Source organism: Streptomyces mesophilus, from assembly GCF_040300965.1.
In the GTDB taxonomy this organism is placed as follows: Bacteria; Actinomycetota; Actinomycetes; order Streptomycetales; family Streptomycetaceae; genus Streptomyces; species Streptomyces mesophilus_A.
Window position 1 is genome coordinate 195350 of the sequence record NZ_JBEPEW010000001.1, and the last position, 21157, is coordinate 216506.

Sequence of the window (21157 nt, forward strand, 5' to 3'; positions counted from 1 at the left end):
CGGACAGGCCCGTACGGCTGGCCCAAGCAGCAACCCCGCTCGTCCAAGCCACCCCGCAGACAACCGAGGACGAAGATGACCGCGAACCTGACCAGGAAGGTCTACGACGAGCGCCTGCGGACCCTGTCCGAAGGCTCCGTGAACGTCAACTTCAACGCCTTCACCGACATCAAGTGGGACGACCCCGAGTTCGCCGTGGACACCGGCGACCCCCGCTGGGTGCTCACCTCCGCGGACGCTCTGGGCGCCCACCCGTGGTACCGGGAGCAGCCGCTCGAGACGCAGATACGGATCGGGATCTGGCGGTGGGCGACCATCGCCAAGGTGGGCATGCAGTTCGAGAACCTGCTCATGCGCGGGGCACTGGACTACATCTACCAACTGGGCAACCGGAACGAGGAGTTCAGGTACCTCACCCACGAGATCACCGAGGAGACCCACCACACCCAGATGTTCCAGGAGCTGGTCAACCGCACCGGCGTGGACACCGCCGGCGGAAAGCGCTGGTTCAGGCAGCTGAGCCGGGTCCTGCCGCTGGCCGGCTCGCTCTACCCGGAGGCCTTCTTCACCGGCATCCTCGCCGGCGAAGAGCCCATCGACCATCTGCAGAAGGCGGCCCTGCGCAGCGGGGAACCGGTGCATCCGCTCCCGCAGCGGATCATGCAGATCCATATCGCGGAGGAAGCCCGGCACATCTCCTTCGCCCATGAGTTCCTGCGCCTGCGCGTCCCGCGCTACGGCAAGGCCCGCCGCGGCGCCCTGTCCGTGCTCTTCCCGCTGATCATGCGGGTCCTGTGCGACGTCATCATGATCCCCGACCGGAAGTCCGCCGCCGAGGTCGGCATCCCCGCCTGGGTGCTCAAGGACGTGTTCTGGAAGTCCGACGCCGGCCGGAAGATGCTCCACGACCTCTTCTCCGACGTACGGATGCTCGCCGAGGACATCGGTCTGATGAACAAGGTGTCCCGTCCGGTGTGGAAGGCGCTGCGGATCAACGGCCGGCCCGCGCGCTTCCGCGGCGAGCCCGCCCCGCTCACCGCCGACTGAACGGCCGCGGGCCGCCCCTGCCCGCTCACCGCCGACTGAACGGCCGCAGACCGCACCGCACTTCCCTGACCATCCGAACGGAGACCAGCCCGCCGTGCCGTACGTCGTCACCCGATCCTGCTGCGCCGACGCCTCGTGCGTGCTGGCCTGCCCGGTCAACTGCATCCACCCCGCGCCGGGAGAGCCGGGCTTCGGCACGACCGAGATGCTGTACGTCGATCCGCGCACCTGCGTGGACTGCGGTGCCTGTACGACGGCCTGCCCGGTCGACGCCCTGAAGCCCCATACGGCCCTCACCGAAGGGGAGTTGCCGTTCCTCGAGCTGAACGCGTCGTACTACAAGGAGAACCCGCACACCGATCGCGCACCCATGTACGTGGTGCCCGGTCAACGAGCCCTGCCGGCGGGCGAGTTGTCCGTGGCCGTCGTCGGCGCGGGACCCGCGGGCCTGTTCGCCGCCGACGAGCTCCTGCGCCACCCGGGCGTGCGCGTCACCGTCCTCGACCGGCTTCCCACTCCGTACGGTCTGGCGCGGGCCGGTGTCGCGCCGGACCACCAGGACACCAAGCAGGTCACGGAGCTCTTCCGGGCCATCGAGTCACAGGCCGGTTTCCGCTATCGGCTCGGCGTCGAGGTCGGTGCCGACCTCACGCACGACGACCTGCTGCGCGAGCACCACGCGGTGATCTACGCCGTCGGCGCCGCGACCGACAAGCGCCTCGGCATCGAGGGCGAGGAGCTCGCCGGCAGTGTCTCCGCGACGGAGTTCGTCGCCTGGTACAACGGCCACCCCGACCGAGCGGACGACGCGTACCCCTTCGATACGGAACGCGCCGTCGTCATCGGCAACGGCAATGTCGCCCTCGACGTCGCCCGTATCCTCACCGCCGATCCCGAGGTGCTGGCCCGTACCGACATCTCGGACCGCGCGCTCGCCGCGCTGCGTGCGAGCAAGGTCCGCGAAGTCGTCCTGCTCGGCCGGCGCGGGCCCGCCCAGGCGGCGTTCACCGTGCCCGAACTCCTGGCGCTCCGCGCCCTGAAGGACGTGGACGTGCGGGTGGAGGGCTGGCCCGAGGACCTCGCGCCGGATGCCACCGAGAAGACGCGGCTGCTGTGGGAGCTGGCCGGCCGGACGCCGGTCGAGGGCCGCCGCCGTATCGTGCTGCGCTTCCTGGCCAGTCCCGTACGGCTCTTGGGTGAGGGGTCCGTCGAGGCCCTGGAGTTCACCTCCACCGAGCTGTACACCGACGGCGACGGCACCGTCCGCGCTCGTCGCACCGGCGCACCGCAGTCCCTGGAGACCGGTCTCGTCCTGCGGTCCGTCGGCTACCGCGCCCGACCCGTACCCGGGCTGCCCTTCGACGAGGACAGCGCGACGGTCCCGCACGAACGCGGTCGGGTGCGGCCCGGTGTCTATGTCGCGGGCTGGATCAAGCGCGGGGCCACCGGCTACATCGGCACGAACAAGACCTGTGCCCAGGAGACGGTCGAGTCCCTGCTCGACGACTTCGCCGCCGGTCTCCTCAGCCGTCCGGAACAGCGCGGGGGCGTGGCGGTCGACGGGCTCGGCCTGGACGCATGGCTCGCCATCGACCGCGAGGAGCGCGCTGCCGGCGAGGCCCAGGACCGTCCCCGCGTCAAGCTCACGGACGCGGAGTCCCTGCACCGCGTCGCGAACGCCGCCCCGGCGGCACGCGGCTGACACCCGGGACGCCCGGGACCGCACAGGTCCGGATCCCTCGTGCGGGACCGGGCCGATGCGGGACCCTCATGCGGAAGCGGACAGGTCCGGAACCCTCGTCCGTGACTGCACACGTCCAGAGCCCTTGCCCGGGACCGGACACCGTCAGATCCCTTCCAGCTCCGAGACCTTCTGCTGAGGCGACAGCTCCACACCCAGGTCCCGCAGCGTCGCGTCGAGGACCGCCCAGACCGAGCGGCACAGCATCGCCCGCAGCTCCTCCTCGGACTGTTCGCGCCCGGGGTCGTGGACCCACTGATTGACCGCGGTGTCCACGAACCCCACGATCCCCACCGCGACCGACCGGATCGGCGCCTCCCGCAGCCCGAGCGCCCGCAGGATGTCCCCGAAGCGGTCGGCCAGCATCAGCGCGATCGCGGACTTCGCGTCCGCCACCAGGGAGCCGTCCCCCATCGCATGCTCCCCGACGCCCATGTAGGCGTAGAGCCGCGGATGTTCGACGACCCAGTCCAGATGTGCACCCACGACCCGCTGGACGGACTCCTCGACCGTCCCCTCGAAGCTGAGCGTGGGTTCCATCCGCCGCATGAAGGACTCCACGACCCGGCGCCGGATCAACTCGTCCAGCGTGGCCCGGTCCTTGAAGTGCCGGTACAGCACCGATCGCGGCAGCCCCACACGCTCCGCGAGACGCTGTACGCGGAACGCCGTGCCCTCCTCCTCGATGAGCGCGACCGCCGCATCCACCAACTCGACCCGGCGCTGCGCCTTGTGCTCGTCCCAGCGGGTGGAGCGCCCGTCGATCTGCGGCTCACCACCGGTTCTGTCCACCATCCCGCCAGAATATCCACCACCTGACCAGCCACGGAGCCCGAGCACCGGCTGCGGGAACCTCGGCGCCTACAGGAGGCCGCACAAGGCCTGGCGCTCCGAGGGAAGCCCCGCCTTGCGGAGCCAGATGATCCGGCCGGCGGTGTTCCCCCAGTCGTCGTCGTGCTCCAATGCGGCCCTCAGAAAGGTGCGCTGGGCCTGCGTGAGCGGTGTACCGGCCCGGTGCCCTTCGGGAAACGCCTTCACCATCAGCGGGCCCCAGTCCCACTCGACCGTGAAGTGGCTGCTCATCCGCAACATGGCGAGCGCGGCCGGGAGCAGTTCCTCGAGCGTCGTGCGCTCCATGGCGACGCGCAGGAGCGTGAAGCGGAGCCAGCCGTCGAAGTGCGGCAGATGCGGCCAGAACCAGGCATCCGCCTCGGCAGGGCGCTCGAGCGCGGCCAGCAGGAGCGCGGTGGCCCTCACTTCGCCGGCGTTGCGGTCGGCGAGGGCTGCACAGGTGGCGACGGCGGGGTCGGCATCGTCGAGGTACGCCGTGGTGTCCTGACCCCACAGGCCCAAGGTGACGGCACAGGCGGCCCGCTCCCGCCGCGACGAACTGTGCGCGAGCGTGTGCCGCAGGTGCCCCGCGGCGTGCGGGATGTGTTCCGCGAGGTCGGGGGCGCGCAGGAGATGGGTGACGGCGCCCACCGCCGCCTCCCGTATCGCCGGGTGAGGCTCCGACAGATACCGCTGCACGCTCTTGTAGAGGGCGGGCCTGACGGCACGGCAGGCCGCGGTCACATCCGGCCCGTTGGAATCCTCGCCCCTGGTCCTCTCGCCGTGGGCGGCGCTGTCCGCGATCTGGCCGAGCCATTCGATCAGCGCGGCGCGCAGCGGGCGCGCCCGTTCGTCCCAGGGGTAGTGGCTCTCGTGCTCGGCGAGGGTGCGCGGATGATCGAGGACGGCCGCGACGAAGAGCGCGGCGGGTGGCGTCGCGGAGTAGAGCGAACCTTGGTGGAGCACCGCCATGTCGAGCATCCCCAGCGCCTCGGACTGTCTGTCCGCGTCCGAGTCGAGCAGCCCGGCCAAGTACGGAGGGATGTCGCCGGCCGGACCGTAGGCATGCTCCAGCGCCTCCCAGTCCGTACGGCTCAACTCGCCTGCCACATACGCGTAGAGCTCTTGCTCCGTCACGCGGCCCACCCCTGACCTCGATCCGACCCCGGCGGCACACGATGCCGTATGCCACTGACAACGGGATCCGAGCCGCGCTCCGACCGCGCGGGCCGCGCACCCGTCTCAGCGGTAGAAGCGCGAGACGGACTGCAGCACACAGGCCGGCTTGGGTGCCTCCTCGATCTCGATCGTGCCGTCCACCGTGATCTGGACGCCCCCACCGGGCACATCGGCGGCTTCGACGAGGCGGGCGAGCAGGCGCAGGCGGGAGCCGGCGGGGACGGGGGCCGGGAAGCGGACCTTGTTGAAGCCGTAGTTGACCTTGGTCTTCACTCCGTCCACGTCCAGGAGTGCCGTGAACATCGGGATGAAGAGCGACAGGGTGAGCAGACCGTGGGCGATGGGGACGCCGAAGGGGCCGCTCTTCGCCTGCTCGGGGTCCACATGGATCCACTGGTGGTCGTCGGTGGCATCCGCGAAGGTGTCGATACGGGTCTGCGGGACCGGGAACCAGTCGCTGGTGCCCAGCTCCTTTCCGGTCATGCCGACGAGGTCGTCTATGTGCACATGCATGAGGGCTCCTCAGCCGTGGAGTTCGCGCAGGCGGGATTTGAGGATCTTTCCGGCCGCGTTGCGCGGCAGTTCGTCGGCGAACACCACCGATTTGGGGATCTTGTACGAGGCCAGTACGCCCCGGAGGGCCTCGAGGACGCGTGCGGGCGTGAGGCCCGAGCCGGGCCGGGGGATCACGACGGCGCGGCCGACCTCGCCCCACTTGGGGTCCGGGACGCCGATGACGGCACAGTCCAGGACGTCGGGGTCGGCCGCGATGGCCTTTTCGACCTCGGCCGGATAGATGTTCTCGCCGCCGGAGATGATCATGTCCTTGAGCCGGTCGGTGATGAACGCGTAACCGTCCTCGTCGAGTACGGCCAGATCACCGGTGTGGAACCAGCCGTCCCTGAGGACGGCGGCGCTCTGTTCGGGCAGACCCCAGTAACCGGCCATGACATGCGGGCCGTTGACCAGGACCTCGCCCGGCTCGCCCGGTTCGACCTCGGCGCCGTCGGGACCGACCACGCGTACGTCGGTGAAGAAGTGCGGCACTCCGGCGGAGCCGGTCTTGGCCACGGCGTGGGCCGCGTCGAGGAACAGCGTTCCGGGAGCCGCCTCGGTCATCCCGTATCCCTGCAGGAAGGTCAGGCCCCGGGCGGCGTAGGTCTCGATGAGCGACGGCGGGACCGGGGAGCCGCCGCAGGTCAGCAGGCGCAGCGAAGTCAGGTCGGCGGCGGGCCACTTGGGGGACCGGGCGAGCTCCTTGAACATGGTGGGTACGCCGAACATGAACGTGACCCGGTGGCGCTCGATCAGCTCGAAGGTGGCCTCGGGGTCGAAGGACGGGACGAGGACGCAGGTGCCGCCCTTGAGGAGCACCGGCAGGGTGAGCATGTTGAGCCCGGCTGTATGGAACAGGGGAGCCGAGACCAGGGCGGTCTCATCCGCGATCAGATCGGTGTCGACCAGGACGTTGAGGGCGTTCCAGGTGAGGTTGGCATGGGTCAGAGCGGCGCCCTTGGGACGGCCCGTGGTCCCCGAGGTGTACATGATCAGGCACAGGTCGTCGGGCGCCACCGGCTCGTCGAGCGGATCCTCCGGGGCAGCCCGCAGCATCTCGGCGTAGCCGACCGTATCGGGGGACGGGCCCGAGAGGGCCACATGCACGCGTACGTCCGTCGTGGCGCGCAGGGAGTCGACCAGTTGTGCGTGGGCCGGGGCGTGGATCAGGACGGACACCCCGGAGTCGGCGAGCTGATAGCCGATCTCCGGAGCGGCCAGACGGGTGTTGAGCGGGACGAAGACGGCGCCGATGACCCCGGTGGCGAACAACGTCTCCAGGAACGACGGGTGGTTGGGGCCGAGATAGCCGACGCGGTCGCCGCGCTGTACGCCCAACATGCGTAAGGCATGGGCGAGTTGGAGGACGCGGCGGTGCAGCTCGCCGTAGGTGATCGTGCTGCCGTCGTGCACCAGGGCGGTGCGGCGCGGGGTCTTGCGCGCTCTGCGGGCGGGCCACGACCCGATTCCCTCGTTGCGCATATGCGTGACCTCCTCTCGGCTCCTCGCCCGGACGGCTCAGGTCTTCCGCAGCCCCAGCAGCCGGGCCGCGTTCTCCTTGAGGATCAGGGGCCGCACCTCGTCCTTGATCGGGAGCTCGGCGAAGTCGGCTAGCCAGCGGTCCGGGGTCAGCAGCGGGTAGTCGGAGCCGAACAGCATCTTCTCCCTGAGCAGCGTGTTGGCGTACTGGACGAGCTGCGGCGGGAAGTACTTCGGGGACCAGCCGGACAGGTCGATGTAGACGCCCGGCTTATGCGTGGCGATGCTCAGCGCCTCGTCCTGCCAGGGGAACGAGGGATGGGCCAGGATGATCTTCAGGTGCGGGAAGTCGACGGCCACGTCGTCGACATGCAGCGGATTGGAGTACTTCAGCCGGATGCCGCCACCGCCGGGAACCCCGGAGCCGATCCCGGTCTGCCCGGTGTGGAACAGGGCGATGGCGCCGAGCTCCTCGATCGCCTCGTACAGGCCGTAGGCGATCCGGTCGTCGGGGAAGAAGCCCTGGACGTTGGGGTGGAACTTGAAGCCCCGTACGCCGAACTCCTCCACCAGGCGCCGCACTTGGCGCACACCCGCCTTGCCCCGGAACGGGTCGATCGAGGCGAACGGGATGAGGACGTCGGGGTTGGCCGCGGCCGCCTCGGCGACCTCTTCGTTGGGCACGGGCGGCGTCCCTGTGGCGTGCTCGGCGTCCACGGTGAACACCACGGCGGCCATGGAGCGCTCACGGTAATAGGCCGCGATCTCGTGAAGGGTGGGCTTGCGCCGGGCCGGGTCGATCTTGAAGTACGTGCTGGACGCGTCGCTCAACTCCTCGTCCAGGGAGGCGTTTCCGCGGGCGGACACCTCGGCGTGCGTATGCACGTCGATGGCGGTGAGCTCGTCGGGGTTCGGCACGGTCAGCCCTCCGGGACCACGGGGGCCGGGATGCCCACGGACTGGGGCTCGCGGCCGAGCGAGGCGGGCCAGACGGCGGCGATCGTCTCCGGGGTCCAGCCGCCGTCGGCGTAGGCCGCCGCGATCTCCTGCGGATGCGACCAGAGCGCGAGCTTGTCCCCGCCGATGCCGATGCACTGCCCGGTGATGCCGCGGGCAGCCTCCGACGCGAGGTACGGGACGAGTGCGGCGCAGTCCTCCGGAGTGCCGAACCCCTCGCCCTTGCGCAGGAAATCGGGCAGCGGGCGGCCCTTGCGCTGCTCCTCTATATACGGGGCGAACACAGGGATCGTCTCGGTCATGGCGGTGGCCGCGACGGGGATGATCGCATTGACGGTGATCCCGGACCTGGCGAGCTCCATCGACCAGGTGCGGGCCATCGCCGCGATACCCGCCTTGGCCGCCGCGTAGTTGGTCTGCCCGAAGTTGCCGCGCTGTCCGGCGGGCGAGCCGACCAGGACGATCGAGCCGCCGTCGCCCTGCTCCCGCATCCGTACGGCGGCGGCGCGGGCGCAGGTGAACGTGCCCCGCAGATGGACGCCGAGCACCGCGTCGAAATCGTCGTCGGTCATCTTCCACAGCACCCGGTCGCGCAGGATCCCGGCGTTGGTCACCATGACGTCGAGCCGTCCGAACGCCTCGACGGCCCGCCCCACGAGGCGGTCGGCGGCCGCGGCGTCCCCCACGGGCACGACCTCCGCCACCGCTTGCCCGCCCGCGCCGGTGATCTCCTTGACGGCCGCCGCGGCGATCTCCTCGTCGACGTCGTTGACCACGACCGACGCACCCGCACGAGCCAGTGCCCGCGCATACGCGAGCCCGAGGCCCCGCCCTCCGCCGGTCACGACGGCCACCTTGCCGTTGAGATCAATTCGGCTCATAGTGCATCTCCTTCGGGGCAGTTGACGGAGTGCCGGCAGGCTCCTCGGTGCGGCGGCGCGGCCACCGGACGTGCCGCGCCCACCATGAGGTCGCGCTGGGCACCAGACCGCGCGGCAGGAAGAGCACCACCAGGATCAGGAGCACTCCGTAGACGGCATAGGACAGGACCGCGGGCGCGGAGGCGGGCATGCCCTCGCGGGTGCCGAGGTCGTTGAGCCACTGGAGCAGCAGGGTGATCGCGGTGGCGCCGGCGAGCGCGCCCCAGATGGTGCCCGCGCCGCCGACGACGACCATCACCACGTACTCGAAGGAAAGGAGCACGGGGAACGAACCCGGCGACACATAGCCGATGTAGAAGGCGTAGATGCCGCCCGCAAGACCGGCGAACCCGGCCGAGAGACTGAAGACGACCAGTTTGTACGTGGCCACCGGCACCCCGGAGGACTCGGCGGCGACCTCGCTGGTGGCCAGGGCCCGCAGACCACGCCCCGGACGGGAGGCCACGACGTTCCGTGTGATCAGGACGACCAGGAGCAGGGCGGCGAGAGCGAGACAGATGTACGGACGGTCGCCGGAGAACTCGTAACCGCCGATGGTCAGAAGCGGAATGCCTTGCAGACCGATGTCGCCGCCCGTCCACTCCTGCTGACCCACGATGCTCAGGAGCACCAGCTGGACGGCGAGTGTGGCGAAGGCGAGGCGGTGGCCGCGCAGGCGCAGGAGCGGGATGCCGATCAGGGCGGCGGCCGCGGTGGCGACGAACGGCGCGGCGAGCAGACCGAGCCACGTCGGTTGGCCATGAGTGGCGATCAGGGCCGCGGTGTAGGCGCCGATCATGGTGAAGGAGGCCTGGCCCAGGGACACTTGGCCGGCGTAGCCCATCAGCATGGACAGGCCCGTGACCACGATCGCGGACAGCAGCAGGAGAACAAGGACGGATTCGTTCATCGGGCCGCCTCTTCGGTGAGCGACGTACGCTGCGAGGCCTGCCAGATCATGATCGCGAGCATCAGGAGCAGCGCGACCACCGTCTGGTACGAGGCGTCCAGATACCCGGCGACCATGGACTCCGCGACACCCAGGATCAGTGCGCCGACGAGCGCGAGCCCCGGCCGGGTGAGACCGCCGAGGATCGCGGCGGCGAATCCGCTGGTGATGAGCAGGACATCGCTGTTGTACGAGATCGGAAGGAGCGGGGTGAGCAGCACACCCGCGGCGCCGCCGAGCATCCCGCCGAGGGCGAAGGCGATCAGCCCCATACGGGTCACGTCGATGCCCACCGCACGCGCCGCGTAGGGGTTGGAGGCGCAGGCGGTGAACGCCTTGCCGAGGTAGGTACGGGTGAAGAACAGGCCCAGCAGCGTGAACACCACCGCGGTCACGCCGATGACGAGGAACGACTGCTTCTGCACGTAGGCGTCGGCGATCTGCACCGAGCCGCGGAGCCCGGGATGGGAGCGGGGGTTGTCGCCCCAGATCATGATCTCGACGGCGTACGCGACGAAGCCCACGCCGAGCGTCACGATCAGCGCCGACTGGGGGCTGGTCCCGGGTTTGCCGGTGGCGATCAGACCGACGAGCAGACCGACCGCGCCGGCCACCAGGACCGCGAGGAGTTCGGCGGCCCCGTGCGGGAGGCCGGCCGAGAGCAGCGAACCGGCGGTCAGGCCCGCCACCACGGCGAACATGCCCTGCGCGAAGTTGACCACGTGGGTCACCCGGTGGACGGCCACCAGTCCGCTGGCGAGCAGGGCGAAGCCGCAGCCGACGGCCAGGCCCGCGACGAGGTACTGGAGGAAGTCGCTCACAGGACCGCCCCCAGATAGGCGTCGGCGACCTCGGCGCTCGCCATCAGCTCGGCCGCGGTGCCCTCGGCGCGGATCCGGCCCGCCTCGAGGACGTAACCGCGGCTGCACAGGTCGAGGGCGAGCCGTGCGTTCTGCTCGATCAGCAGGACGGCCATACCCCGTTCGGCGTTCAGGGTGCGCAGCTGCGCGGCCAGGTCCGCGGTGACCAACGGGGCCAGACCGAGGGAGAGTTCATCCACGACGACCACATCCGGGTCGGCCATCAGGGCCCGTCCGAACGCGACCATCTGCTGCTCGCCGCCGGACAGGCTGCCCGCGCGCCGCTTGCGCAGACGGACCAGACCGGGCAGCACCTCGTACACCTTGGCGGTGTCGCGGGCACCGGAGTCCCTTCTGCGCCGCCACGCGCCGAGCGCCAGGTTGTCGTCGACGGTCAGGTCCGGAAAGAGCTGCCGCCCTTCGGGGACGAGGGCGGCACGGCCGTGCACCGCGACGCGTCCCGACTCCGGGCGGACGATGCCGAGGACCGTGTTGACGAGGGAGGACTTGCCGGCCCCGTTCGGGCCGATGAGCGCGACGAGTTCACCGGCCGCGACCCTCAGGCCGACCCGGTCGAGAGCGGTGGCCGTTCCGTACCGTACGACCAGGTCCTCCGCCTCGATCACGTTCATGCTGCCTCCTTGCCGAGGTAGGCGGCGATGACCCGCTCGTCCTGGCGGATCTCGGCCGGGGTGCCCTCGGCGATATGCGCGCCGAGGTCGAGCACGCTGATCCGGTCCGCGAGCCGGGCGACGAAGGCGACGTCGTGTTCGACGAGCAGCGTCGTCAGGCCCTCGCCGCGCAGCGACTCGATGAGCTGGGCGAGGGCCTCGCGTTCGGCGGCGCGCAGCCCCGAGGCAGGTTCGTCCAGGAGCAGCAGCCGCGGCCTGGCGCACAGCGCGCGGGCCACCTGGAGCGAGCGCTGCTGGCCGAGCGGGAGTTCCTCGGCAGCACGGTCCGTCCAGTCCTTCAGACCCACCCGGTCGAGCGCCTCCAGGGCGTCGGCCTTGATCGCCTTTTCCTCCTTGCGATGCGCCGGAAGCCGCAGCGCCGCCGAGAGGAAGCCGTGCCGGGTCCTGGCGTGCGCGCCGACCATCACGTTCTCCAGGGCCGTCATGCCCAGGAAGAGCCGGGCGCCCTGGAACACGATCGCGATGCCGAGCTCGGCCCGGGCGTGCGGGGTCAGCCGCTCCAGACGCCGCCCGGCGTAGGTCAACGTGCCGTGATCGGGCAGGAGATGACCGCTGATCAGGTTGAACAGTGTCGACTTGCCGGCGCCGTTGGGGCCGATCACGCCGCGCAGCTCGCCCTCGGCCACGGTCAGGCCGACCTCGCGTACGGCATAGACACCGCCGAACGCCTTGCCGACGCCCTGCACTTCGAGCAGCGAGGTCATCCCGCGGCCTTGGCGGTCGCGGCATTGCGTTCGGCCGACCATTCGGTGGGGACGAGCTTGCCGTCCTTCACCCGGTTCATGGAGATGTCCGTCGGCTTGAGACCCGAGTGGTCGGTGGGGGAGTAGGCGTACTTGCCCGTCGGGGTGACCAGGGTCAGCGACTCGAGCGCGTCGCGGATCTTCTCCTTGTCGGTGCCGCCCGCCTTCTCGATCGCGGCGGCGAGCAGCTTCACGCCCGCGTACCCGTCCATGGCGAACTGCGGCGGCTCGTACCCGTACTTCTCCTTGAACGGGACGGACATCTCCTCGATCGAGTCCTTGAGCTTGCCGTCGGGGAGCGTGTCGCCGATGACGCCGATGGCGCTCTGCACGTATACGCCCTCGCTCGCCTTGCCCACGGGGTCGAGCCAGAGCTTGCTGGCCTGCGAGGCGGTCATGAACAGGGGAAGCTTCAGGCCCGAGTTGGGGAACTGCTTGGCGAGGGTCACTCCCGGGGCGCCGCTCGCCCAGGCGACCAGCGCCTGCGCGCCGGAGCTGCGCACATGCGTGAAGACCGGACTGAAGTCGGTCGCCGTGGTCTCGTACGGCTCCTCCTCGACGATCGTCACGCCGTATTCGGCGGCGTACTTCTTCATCCCGGCGAAACCGGCCACGGAGTAGGAGCTCTTGGTGTCGTACGCGACGGCGATCTTGGTGATCTTGTGCGCCTGGAAGTACTGGAGCATCGCCTCGGCGTACTTGGACGAGATCGCCGGCACCACGAACGTGTACTTCTGGACGGGGTCGACCTGCTCGTCCGCCGGGGCCAGCGAGATGTACGGGATCTTCGCCCGCTCGGCCAGCGGCTCCACCGCGAGACCGACGTTCGAGAAGGTCGACCCGAGGATCGCGGTGACCCCCTGGGACCTCAACTCATTGAAGTGCAGCACGCCCTGGTCGGGTGCGGTCTTGTCGTCGAGCGTGATCAGTTTGATCTTCCGGCCGTCGATGCCGCCGGCCTTGTTGATCTGGTCGACCGCCAGGTCGACGGTCTTCTTGGCCTCGCCGCCGAGCGGGGCGTAGTTGCCGGTCAGCGACTCGATGAAGCCGATCTTGATGGTGTCACCGCCGCCACCGGTGTCCCCGGAGCCGCATGCGGTCAGGGCCAGCGCGGCCGCCGCCAGTAAGGGGATGAGCTTGCGCATGGAAGACCTCCTGGGAATGGATCTGGTCTGCCGCACCCTCCCCGGCAACGCCCGGCGAAGAGGTAACCTGCCTGAAGTTAGGCGTGTTGGTCACGACCGTCAATAATCTGCCCAACATCATCTGCATCAACCGAAGGGGAGCGGAACGAGTGGACACAGATCCCGCCGGGGCACCTCCGCGGCTGCGGCCGCAGTCCCTGATGCTCACCTTTCTGGGCAACTACGTGCTGCGGCGCGACATCGCCGTCTTCTCCGGCAGCTTCATCGAGCTCTTCGGGCGCCTCGGAGTCAGCGAGCACGCGCTGCGCTCCACGCTGACCCGCATGGTCGGCAAGGATCTGCTCACCCGTCACCGGCAGGGCCGGCGGATGCACTTCGGGCTCACCGACCGCTCACGGCGGATCCTCATGGACGGTGAACAGCGGGTCTGGACCCATGGCGCGGTCAACGACGACTGGGACGGTTCCTGGACCGTGCTCGCGTTCTCCATGCCCGAGTCCTGGCAGAGCCGCCGGCACGAGCTGCGCTCGCGGCTTACCTGGGCCGGCTTCGGGTCGCTCGGCAACGGCATGTGGATCGCCCCGGCCGAGGTGGACGTGGCTCCGCTCGCCGCGGGACTCGGCCTGAACGGGCATATGAAGGTCTTCACCGGCGCCGCGCAGGAGCCCACGGACGTACCGTCGATGATCAAGGACGCCTTCGACCTCGACGGCCTGACCGAGAACTACCAGGCCTTCCTGGCCCGTTGGGACCGTCCCGACCCGCTGCCGGACGCCCCCGACGACCTGGCCAGGTTTCTCTGGATGACCACGGAATGGCTGCAACTGGTCCGCTTCGACCCGCGGCTTCCCGTCGAGTACCTGCCCGAGGACTGGCCGGCGATCCGTGGCGAACGTGTGCTGTGGGAGCTGCGGGCCCGCTACGAGGAGCCTGCGCGGCGCCTCGCGGACGAAGCCCTCGAGTTCATTCGGGTCGACTGAACTCCGGGCTCGCACCGTTGAGTTGGGGGTCCCGGGGGCCGGGTGTGCCGCGCGGACCGATGCTCTGGCTGAGGCGGTCGGCCGAATCCGGGGCGCGCAGCGCGCTCGGCGCGCCCAGGGCGCGGGAGATACCGCGGACTCCCGCGCGTACGGCGGGGATGAGGGCACGCGGCTCGGCGCCCTCGGCCGGGACCACGATCGACACCGCGGCCACCACCGTGTCGTCCGGCCCGTACACGGGCGCGGCGACCGACAGCGCCACCAGCTCGACCTGCCCGTCACTGACCGCCACTCCGGTCCGCCGCACTTCGGCCAGTACCTGGCGCAGCCGCTCCCCGGAACAGATCGTCTTCTCGGTGAAGCGCTGCAACGGCCCTGCGTACGCACGTTCCTGCGTGGCCCGGTCCGCATGCGCGAGCAGCACCAGGCCCACTCCGGTCGCGTGCGCGGGGAAGCGGCCGCCGACCCGGGTGAACACATGGACGGCGCCCCGGCCCGAGAGCCGCTCCAGGTAGATCACCTCGAGGCCGTCGAGCACGGCGAGTTGCACGTTCTGGTGGGTCGCCTCGTACAGGTCCTCCAGAAACGGCAGCGCGGCCTCGCGCAGCGCAGGACCGCGCGGGGCGAGCGAGGCGACTTCCCACAGCCGCAGGCCGATCCGGTACGTCCCCCGCGCGTCGCGTTCGAGTGCGCCCCAGGCGACCAGTTCGCCGGCGAGGCGGTGCGCGGTCGGGGCCGGCAGACCGGTCCGCCTGCTGATCTCCGCCAGGGAAAGGCCGGGCCGCTCCGGCGTGAACGCGTCCAGGATCCCGAGCACCCGCCGGGTCACCGAGGGCCGGGCGGGCTTGTCCATCGCCGTCTCCGCTCCGTCGCGTCCCGGAAGCCGCCCGGGCCGTCATGGCTTCCCGGGCTTCCCGGGCATGCCGGGTATGCCGGGCATGCCGGGCATCCCGGGCTCCTGGGCATCCGGGTTCCAGGGGGTTGCCATGGCTTCCCTGGTGCCCGGCGCTCGCCAGGCTTCCAGGGCGACGGAGTCTACGGCGGACGTCAGAGATCGAGAAGGAGTCGCGACGAGTGCGCACGCGAGACGCAGATCATCATGAACTCCCCGCTCGCGCGCTCCTCTTCGGTGAGCACCGAGTCGCGATGGTCGGGCACCCCGGCCAGGACCTCGGTCTCGCAGGTGCCGCAGGTGCCCTCGCGGCAGGACGACAGGGCGGTGACGCCGGCCGCCTCCACCGTTTCCAGGATGGAGCGGCCGGCGGGCACCTTCAGCGTCAGACCGCTGCCGGCGAGCTCCACCTCGAACCCCTCGTCCTGCCCGGCATCCTCCACCGGCTTCGGCGTGAACCGCTCGACCCGCAGGGCCCCTCGAGGCCAGCGGGCGCAGTGTTCCTCCACGGCGGCCAGGAGCGGCTCGGGACCGCAGCAGTACACCAGGGTGTCCGGCAGCGGCGTCCCCAGCAGGCCGTCGAGATCGAGCAGCCCGGTGGTGTCCTGCGGCCGGATCCGCACCCGGTCGCCGTACCGGGCCAGCTCGGTACGGAAGGCCATCGAGGCCGTGCTGCGGCCTCCGTACTCCAGTCGCCAGTCCGCTCCGGCCGCGTGGGCGGCCGCCACCATCGGCAGGATCGGCGTGATCCCGATGCCGCCCGCGATGAACAAGTAATGCGCGGACGCGGCGAGTTGGAAGTGGTTACGCGGCCCATCGGCCGTCAGCCGTGAACCGGGCCGGAGCCGTTCGTGGACCTGCGCCGAACCTCCGCGCCCGGCCGGCTCGCGGAGCACGGCCACGCGCCAGGACTCCGTATCGGCGGGGTCTCCGCACAGCGAGTACTGGCGGACCAGGCCGTCGGCGAGCCGCAGGTCGATATGCGCGCCGGGCTCCCAGGACGGCAGCGGTCCGCCGGCCGCCCGGCGCAGGGTCAGGGCCACCACGTCCTCGGCCACCGTCTCGCGGTCCGCGACGACGACCTCGATCACCGGGCCTCCGTGCCATGGTCGGGATGGGCGAGCAGCCAGTTCCAGACACCGTTGGGATCGTCGGCGCGGACGACCGCCCCGCAGTGGCAGGTTCCGGTGAGAATGTCCGAGCCCGGCTCCCAGAGCACCTGGAACCCGCGCCTCACGCCCGGCACTTTGAACCCCTTCTCCTCACGGCCTGTATCCGGCACATGAACCTCACGGCCCGCATCCGGCACCCGGACCCCGCGCCTCACGACTGCTCGATCAGCCGGTGCAGCATCCGCCGCGCGGCCAGGCCGCCGGTGTCGATGTTGATGCTGAGCTCCTGATACCCCTCGGGCTCGGCGGCGATGGCCTGCTCGAGGAGGTTCAGGGCGGTCACGTCCTGCAGCACCACGGTCCGGTTGCTCTCGGCGAGGAAGGCCGAGACCTCCTCGTCGTCGCGCGCGAAGTCCCGGGCCACCATCCAGAAGTCGAAGGTGCTGTGCTCGGTCTCCGGAGTGATCGCGTAGACGATCTCCGCGTGGTTCGCCGCGCTGTCGTCACCGTCAGGGCCCGGCTCCAGGCCCGTGGGGGCGATCCGGCTGTGCAGCAGATACAGACACGGCGGGCGGTACTCGATGTCCTGCCACCGGTCGATACGCCCCTTGATCCCGGTGGAGTTGGCGTAGAACGGCGGGCACTCCACGTCCTTCATCCGGCGCCGCGCGTACACCACACCGGCGTCCTCGTCCGTCTCCGTGGTGATGGGCGTCTGGGCGACCTCGGGCGTGCCGATGTATCCGGCGTGCAGATAGGTCTCGTGGGAGAGGTCCATCAGGTTGTCCACGAGCAACTCGTAACGGGCGGCGAGCGGTTCCATCCCGCGGACCGTGGTGTAGTCGGGCGAGTCCAGCCACGGCGCGCGCGGGATGGCGGCGGTGACGGCCTCGGCGGCGTCCCCGATCCACACCCAGATCAGGGAGTCCTGTTCCACGACCGGATACGAGGGGACGCGGGCCGTCCGCGGAACGCGTGACTGGCCCGGCACGGCCACACAGGAGCCGTCGGGGTCGTAGGTGAAGCCGTGGTAGCCGCACACGATCCGGTCGCCGACCCTGCTGCCCGCCGACAGCGGATAGCGGCGGTGAACGCAGCGGTCCGCCATGCCCACCACACGTCCGTCCGCCGTCCGGTAGAAGAGGATGGGCTCACCGCAGATGGTCCGCCCGAACAGAGCGTCCCCGATGTCCTCGCCGTACGCGGCGACGTACCACTGGTTACGTGCGAAGGGCATGGCTTCGGCTCCCCATGGTCGACGGACCTGCCTCGGGTCCATCTCACCGGTGAACAGGTCCTGTGCCTACGGGGATTCCGTTCAACGGAAACCGGGTTCGGGTCCGACGGGGCGCGCCGGACCCGAACCGCTTCGCGCCCGGTTCACAGCTCCGTGACGGACGGAACCGGCACCCCCTCGGCCGCCGAAACGGTCACGCCGGCCTGCCGGGTCACCCGGTACACGGCTGCGGTGCGCCCGTCGTGGTCGGGTACCGCGACCGTGACGTCCTGCGCGTCGGGCGTGACCAGGAGTGTGAGGCCCTTCGTCCAGTCCCCGTCGGGGCGCTGCTCGTCCGCCGCCAACGGCAGGACGGCACCGGGCCGTACATACAGCGGAAGACTGTCGAAGCCGTGCGTCTCGCGGCGCCAGGCCGGGCCCTGCACCTTCTCGCCGGTCAGCAGGTGCGTCCAGGTGCCCTCCGGCAGATAGAACTCCACATCGCCGTCGGCGGAGAACACGGGCGCCACCAGCACATCGGGACCCAGCATGTACTGGCGGTCCAGGGCGCGGGCCGTCGGGTCGTCGGGGAACTCGAGGAGCATCGGCCGCATCAGCGGCACACCGGCTCCGTGCGCCTGGGCCGCCGCGCCGTACAGATACGGCATGAGCCGGTGCTTCAGCTTGGTGAACTTCCGCGCCACGTCGACCGCTTCATCACCGAACTCCCACGGCACGCGGTACGAGCTCGACCCGTGCAGCCGGCTGTGCGAGGAGAGCAGGCCGAAGGCGAGCCAGCGCTTGAAGACCGCCGGGTCGGGTGTGCCCTCGAAGCCGCCGATGTCATGCGACCAGAAGCCGAAGCCGGACAGGGAGAGCGACAGACCGCCGCGCAGCGACTCGGCCATCGCGCCGAACGACGACCAGCAGTCGCCGCCCCAGTGCACGGGGAACTGCTGCCCGCCCGCGGTCGCGGACCGTGCGAAGAGCACCGCCTCGCCCAACCCCCTTTCCTTCTGCAGGAGTTCGAAGACGACCTGGTTGTACAGCTGCGTGTAGTAGTTGTGCATCCGCTCCGGATCGGAGCCGTCGTGCCACACGACATCCGTGGGGATGCGCTCGCCGAAGTCCGTCTTGAAACAGTCGACGCCCTGGTCGAGCAGGACCTTCAGCTTCGACTGGAACCATGCGCTCGCGTCGGGGTTCGTGAAGTCGACGAGCGCCATGCCCGCCTGCCACAGGTCCCACTGCCAGATGTCGCCGTTCGCCCGCTTCACGAGATACCCGAGCTCCGCGGCCTCGTCGAACAGGGCGGACTTCTGGGCGATGTACGGATTGATCCACACGGAGATCCTCAGACCCCGCTCCTTGAGCCGGGCCAGCATGCCGACCGGGTCCGGGAAGACATCCGGGTCCCAGGTGAAGTCGGACCACTGGTACTCGCGCATCCAGAAGCAGTCGAAGTGGAAGACGCTCAGCGGGATGTCGCGCTCGGCCATCTGGTCGACGAACTTCGTCACCGTCGCCTCGTCGTACTGCGTGGTGAACGAGGTCGTCAGCCACAGCCCGAACGACCACGCCGGCGGCAGCGCCGGGCGGCCGGTGAGCGCGGTGTAGCGGCGCAGTACGTCCTTCGGGGTCGGGCCCGCGACGACGAAGTACTCGAGGGACTGGTCCTCGACGCTGAACTGCATCTGGCCCACCGACTCGGAGCCGATCTCGTACGAGACCCGCCCCGGGTGCTTCACGAACACGCCGTACGCGCCCGCGGGGGAGATGTGCAGGCTGAACGGGACGTTCTTGTACGCCTGTTCGCTGCTCGTGCCGCCGTCGGCCTGCCACATGTCGACGACCTGGCCGTTGCGGATGAACGGCGTGAACCGTTCCCCGAGGCCGTAGACCTGCTCACCGACCCCGAGTGCCAACTGACCGGCCATGTGGTGGGCGCCGTCGCCGGTGGTGAAGAAGGCGGTTCCCTTGCGGCCGGCCGAGGTCACCTCGCGGCCCTCCGCATCGCGGAAGGACAGGGTCCAGGGGGCGGCGGCGTCCAGACGCACCGACAGGGCGCCGCTCGTCAGCTCGAGGGCCTCGCCGTCCCGGCGCACCTGCCCGACGGACGCGTCGCCGCCGGGCAGCTCGAAGTCGGGGCCCGTCCTGTGCCGGCCCGCCAGATGCGTCGTACGGACGCCGATGACTCCCTCGGCGGGGGAGAAGCAATCGGTGGTGATCAGCGGGGAGTTGAGGGTGTCGCCGCGGCGCTCGACCCGCTTGACGGCGGCGTACGCGGTGAATCGGTCGGCGTCCGCGCGGATGTCACGGACCTCGGTGGCGTACGAGGCCTGGACCCCGTCGCGCATCAGCCAGAAGCCATCGGTGAACTTCATGATCTTCCCAGGGGAGCAGGGGTGGGTCGGGTCGTCGGTGGCGGTCCACGCCGGCACGGCGGGCCGGGGCGGCAGCGGCCGTTTACGTCAGCAGGGATGGGCGGGGGTCTTCGGCGGTGTCATGGGTCGGCTGCGGTGGATCAGCTCAGCAGGGTGGGTGTCGCCCGTTCCAAGGCGTCGGACAGGCGGCGCCAGGCGGGCAGGTCGCGGGGGAGCGCGGGCAGCAGCGTGCCCCGGCCGGTGTCCCATGCGGTGGCGATGGCGACCGGATCGTGGCCGCTGACGGCGGCGGCGGCCAGGGCGGCGGCGCCGAGCGCCACCAGTTCCTCGGCCTCGGGAACGAGGACGGGGCGCCCGGACAGCCGGCGCACCGTCTGCGCCCAGACGCGGCCCCGCGCACCGCCGCCGATCAGGCGGACCGGGCGTGCGGCGGCCTCGGGGCTTTCGGGGTCGAGTCCGCAGGCGCGCAGCAGTTCGTCGAGGGCGCGCAGCAGGGTGAACGCGGCGCCCTCGTAGGCGGCGCCGAGGATCTGCCGGCCGCTCGTGGCGTGCCGCAGACCGGTCAGCAGGCCGGCCGCGTGCGGGAGATCGGGCGTGCGCTCGCCGTCGAGATACGGCAGCAGCACGACCTCGCCGCCGGGTTCGGTGTCCTCGCGGTCGAGGCCGAGCAGCGCCGCGATCTTGTCGACGGCGAGCGTGCAGTTCAGCGTGCAGGCCAGTGGGAGATACGTACCGTCGGCCGCGGCGAAGCCGGCGAGGGCCTCGGACGCGGGCCGGACGCGGGTCGCGGCGAACACCGTGCCGGAGGTGCCGAGGCTGAGCACGGGATGGTCCAGGAGGCCGGCGCCGCCGAGGCCGAGCCCGACCGCCGCCGCCATGTTGTCGCCGGTGCCCACGCCCACCGCGATGCCCTCGGGCAGGCCGAGGTGCTCGGCGGCGCGTGCGGTGAGCGAACCCGCGCGTGATCCGCCGCCGGGGGCGAGCGCGGGCAGCAACTCGGGTGCGAGACCAATGAGGTCGAGGATCTCCGGGTCGTACGCGCCGGTGGCCGTGGAGTACCAGCAGGTGCCCGAGGCGTCACCGGGGTCGGTGAGTGCGGCGCCGCACAGGCGCTCGGTCAGAAAGTCATGGGGCAGCCGTACCGCCGCCACCGCGAGACCGGGTTCGTTCTCCCGCAGCCACTGCCACTTCGCGGCGGTCATCGAGGCGACGGGCACGGTGCCGGTGCGCTCGAGCCAGGCCCGTGGGCCGCCGAGCCGTTCGGTCAGGGCGGCGGCCTGCGGGGCGGCGCGGGTGTCGTTCCAGAGCATCGCGGGGCGCAGCGGGCGGCCCTGTGCGTCGAGGACGACGAGGCCGTGCTGCTGCCCGGCGACCGCGATGCCGGTCACCGCCGCGGCGGAGACCCCGGCCTCCTTGAGGCCGGCGGCGACGGCCTCGCGCAGCGCCGACCACCACAGCTCCGGGTCGCTCTCGCG

The 21157-nt window shown here is 70.6% G+C and carries 20 protein-coding genes; 3 read left to right on the forward strand and 17 right to left on the reverse strand.

What is annotated here, in order from left to right:
• Positions 1 to 75: 75 nt before the first annotated feature.
• Together ABT367_RS00720 and ABT367_RS00725 are read left to right on the forward strand one after the other, a co-directional pair.
• Complete coding sequence (locus ABT367_RS00720) at positions 76 to 1047, forward strand: AurF N-oxygenase family protein (protein ID WP_352248081.1); 972 nt, start codon at positions 76 to 78, stop codon at positions 1045 to 1047.
• Positions 1048 to 1141: 94 nt separating this feature from the next.
• On the forward strand, positions 1142 to 2749 hold the full coding sequence (locus ABT367_RS00725) for an FAD-dependent oxidoreductase (RefSeq protein ID WP_352248083.1): 1608 nt from the start codon (positions 1142 to 1144) through the stop codon (positions 2747 to 2749).
• A 144-nt stretch (positions 2750 to 2893) separates the two neighbouring features.
• Here ABT367_RS00725 and ABT367_RS00730 read toward each other — a convergent pair whose 3' ends face one another.
• From ABT367_RS00730 to ABT367_RS00780, 11 genes are all read right to left on the reverse strand, one after another.
• Positions 2894 to 3583, reverse strand: coding sequence for a TetR/AcrR family transcriptional regulator (locus ABT367_RS00730; protein ID WP_165330623.1), 690 nt, complete (start codon positions 3581 to 3583; stop codon positions 2894 to 2896).
• Positions 3584 to 3649: 66 nt separating this feature from the next.
• The gene (locus ABT367_RS00735; RefSeq protein WP_352248085.1) at positions 3650 to 4756 is read right to left on the reverse strand and encodes a HEAT repeat domain-containing protein; all 1107 of its coding nucleotides are present in this window, start codon (positions 4754 to 4756) and stop codon (positions 3650 to 3652) included.
• Between the two features lie 105 nt (positions 4757 to 4861).
• On the reverse strand, positions 4862 to 5311 hold the full coding sequence (locus ABT367_RS00740) for a MaoC family dehydratase (protein WP_352248086.1): 450 nt from the start codon (positions 5309 to 5311) through the stop codon (positions 4862 to 4864).
• 9 nt (positions 5312 to 5320) lie between these two features.
• Complete coding sequence (locus ABT367_RS00745) at positions 5321 to 6835, reverse strand: acyl-CoA synthetase (RefSeq protein WP_352248088.1); 1515 nt, start codon at positions 6833 to 6835, stop codon at positions 5321 to 5323.
• A gap of 36 nt (positions 6836 to 6871) precedes the next feature.
• Positions 6872 to 7750 (reverse strand): amidohydrolase family protein, encoded by an 879-nt coding sequence (locus ABT367_RS00750; RefSeq protein ID WP_352248090.1) that lies wholly within the window; start codon positions 7748 to 7750, stop codon positions 6872 to 6874.
• 2 nt (positions 7751 to 7752) lie between these two features.
• On the reverse strand, positions 7753 to 8670 hold the full coding sequence (locus tag ABT367_RS00755; protein WP_352248092.1) for an SDR family NAD(P)-dependent oxidoreductase: 918 nt from the start codon (positions 8668 to 8670) through the stop codon (positions 7753 to 7755).
• Positions 8657 to 9619 carry a branched-chain amino acid ABC transporter permease gene (locus ABT367_RS00760; protein WP_352248094.1) on the reverse strand — a complete coding sequence of 321 codons (963 nt, stop codon included), beginning with the start codon at positions 9617 to 9619 and terminating at the stop codon, positions 8657 to 8659. The genes ABT367_RS00755 and ABT367_RS00760 overlap by 14 nt, the downstream gene beginning before the upstream one ends.
• Entirely contained in the window at positions 9616 to 10479 is an 864-nt protein-coding gene (locus ABT367_RS00765; protein ID WP_352248096.1) for a branched-chain amino acid ABC transporter permease, read from the reverse strand. Before ABT367_RS00765 ends, ABT367_RS00760 begins: the two co-directional genes overlap by 4 nt.
• The gene (locus ABT367_RS00770; protein ID WP_352248098.1) at positions 10476 to 11150 is read right to left on the reverse strand and encodes an ABC transporter ATP-binding protein; all 675 of its coding nucleotides are present in this window, start codon (positions 11148 to 11150) and stop codon (positions 10476 to 10478) included. The genes ABT367_RS00765 and ABT367_RS00770 overlap by 4 nt, the downstream gene beginning before the upstream one ends.
• Positions 11147 to 11914, reverse strand: coding sequence for an ABC transporter ATP-binding protein (locus ABT367_RS00775; protein ID WP_352248099.1), 768 nt, complete (start codon positions 11912 to 11914; stop codon positions 11147 to 11149). Before ABT367_RS00775 ends, ABT367_RS00770 begins: the two co-directional genes overlap by 4 nt.
• A complete protein-coding gene (locus ABT367_RS00780) occupies positions 11911 to 13098 on the reverse strand; it encodes an ABC transporter substrate-binding protein (RefSeq protein ID WP_352248101.1) in 1188 nt (395 codons plus the stop codon). The genes ABT367_RS00775 and ABT367_RS00780 overlap by 4 nt, the downstream gene beginning before the upstream one ends.
• Before the next feature lie 149 nt (positions 13099 to 13247).
• On the opposite strand from ABT367_RS00780, the gene ABT367_RS00785 reads away from it, so the two are divergent.
• Entirely contained in the window at positions 13248 to 14078 is an 831-nt protein-coding gene (locus tag ABT367_RS00785) for a PaaX family transcriptional regulator (RefSeq protein WP_352248103.1), read from the forward strand.
• Here ABT367_RS00785 and ABT367_RS00790 read toward each other — a convergent pair.
• From ABT367_RS00790 to ABT367_RS00815, 6 genes are all read right to left on the reverse strand, one after another.
• Positions 14062 to 14931: an IclR family transcriptional regulator gene (locus ABT367_RS00790; RefSeq protein ID WP_352248105.1), complete on the reverse strand. Its 870-nt coding sequence runs from the start codon at positions 14929 to 14931 to the stop codon at positions 14062 to 14064. The two genes, ABT367_RS00785 and ABT367_RS00790, sit on opposite strands and share 17 nt — an antisense overlap.
• Positions 14932 to 15125: 194 nt before the next feature.
• On the reverse strand, positions 15126 to 16061 hold the full coding sequence (locus ABT367_RS00795) for a PDR/VanB family oxidoreductase (RefSeq protein WP_352248107.1): 936 nt from the start codon (positions 16059 to 16061) through the stop codon (positions 15126 to 15128).
• Positions 16058 to 16207 carry a hypothetical protein gene (locus ABT367_RS00800; RefSeq protein ID WP_352248109.1) on the reverse strand — a complete coding sequence of 50 codons (150 nt, stop codon included), beginning with the start codon at positions 16205 to 16207 and terminating at the stop codon, positions 16058 to 16060. The genes ABT367_RS00795 and ABT367_RS00800 overlap by 4 nt, the downstream gene beginning before the upstream one ends.
• Positions 16208 to 16293: 86 nt before the next feature.
• Positions 16294 to 17319 carry an aromatic ring-hydroxylating dioxygenase subunit alpha gene (locus ABT367_RS00805; protein ID WP_352248111.1) on the reverse strand — a complete coding sequence of 342 codons (1026 nt, stop codon included), beginning with the start codon at positions 17317 to 17319 and terminating at the stop codon, positions 16294 to 16296.
• 143 nt (positions 17320 to 17462) lie between these two features.
• Positions 17463 to 19682: an alpha-xylosidase gene (gene yicI / locus ABT367_RS00810; RefSeq protein ID WP_352248113.1), complete on the reverse strand. Its 2220-nt coding sequence runs from the start codon at positions 19680 to 19682 to the stop codon at positions 17463 to 17465.
• 140 nt (positions 19683 to 19822) lie between these two features.
• Positions 19823 to 21157 (reverse strand): FGGY family carbohydrate kinase (locus ABT367_RS00815; RefSeq protein ID WP_352248115.1); only part of this gene is annotated, 1335 nt, incomplete at its 5' end.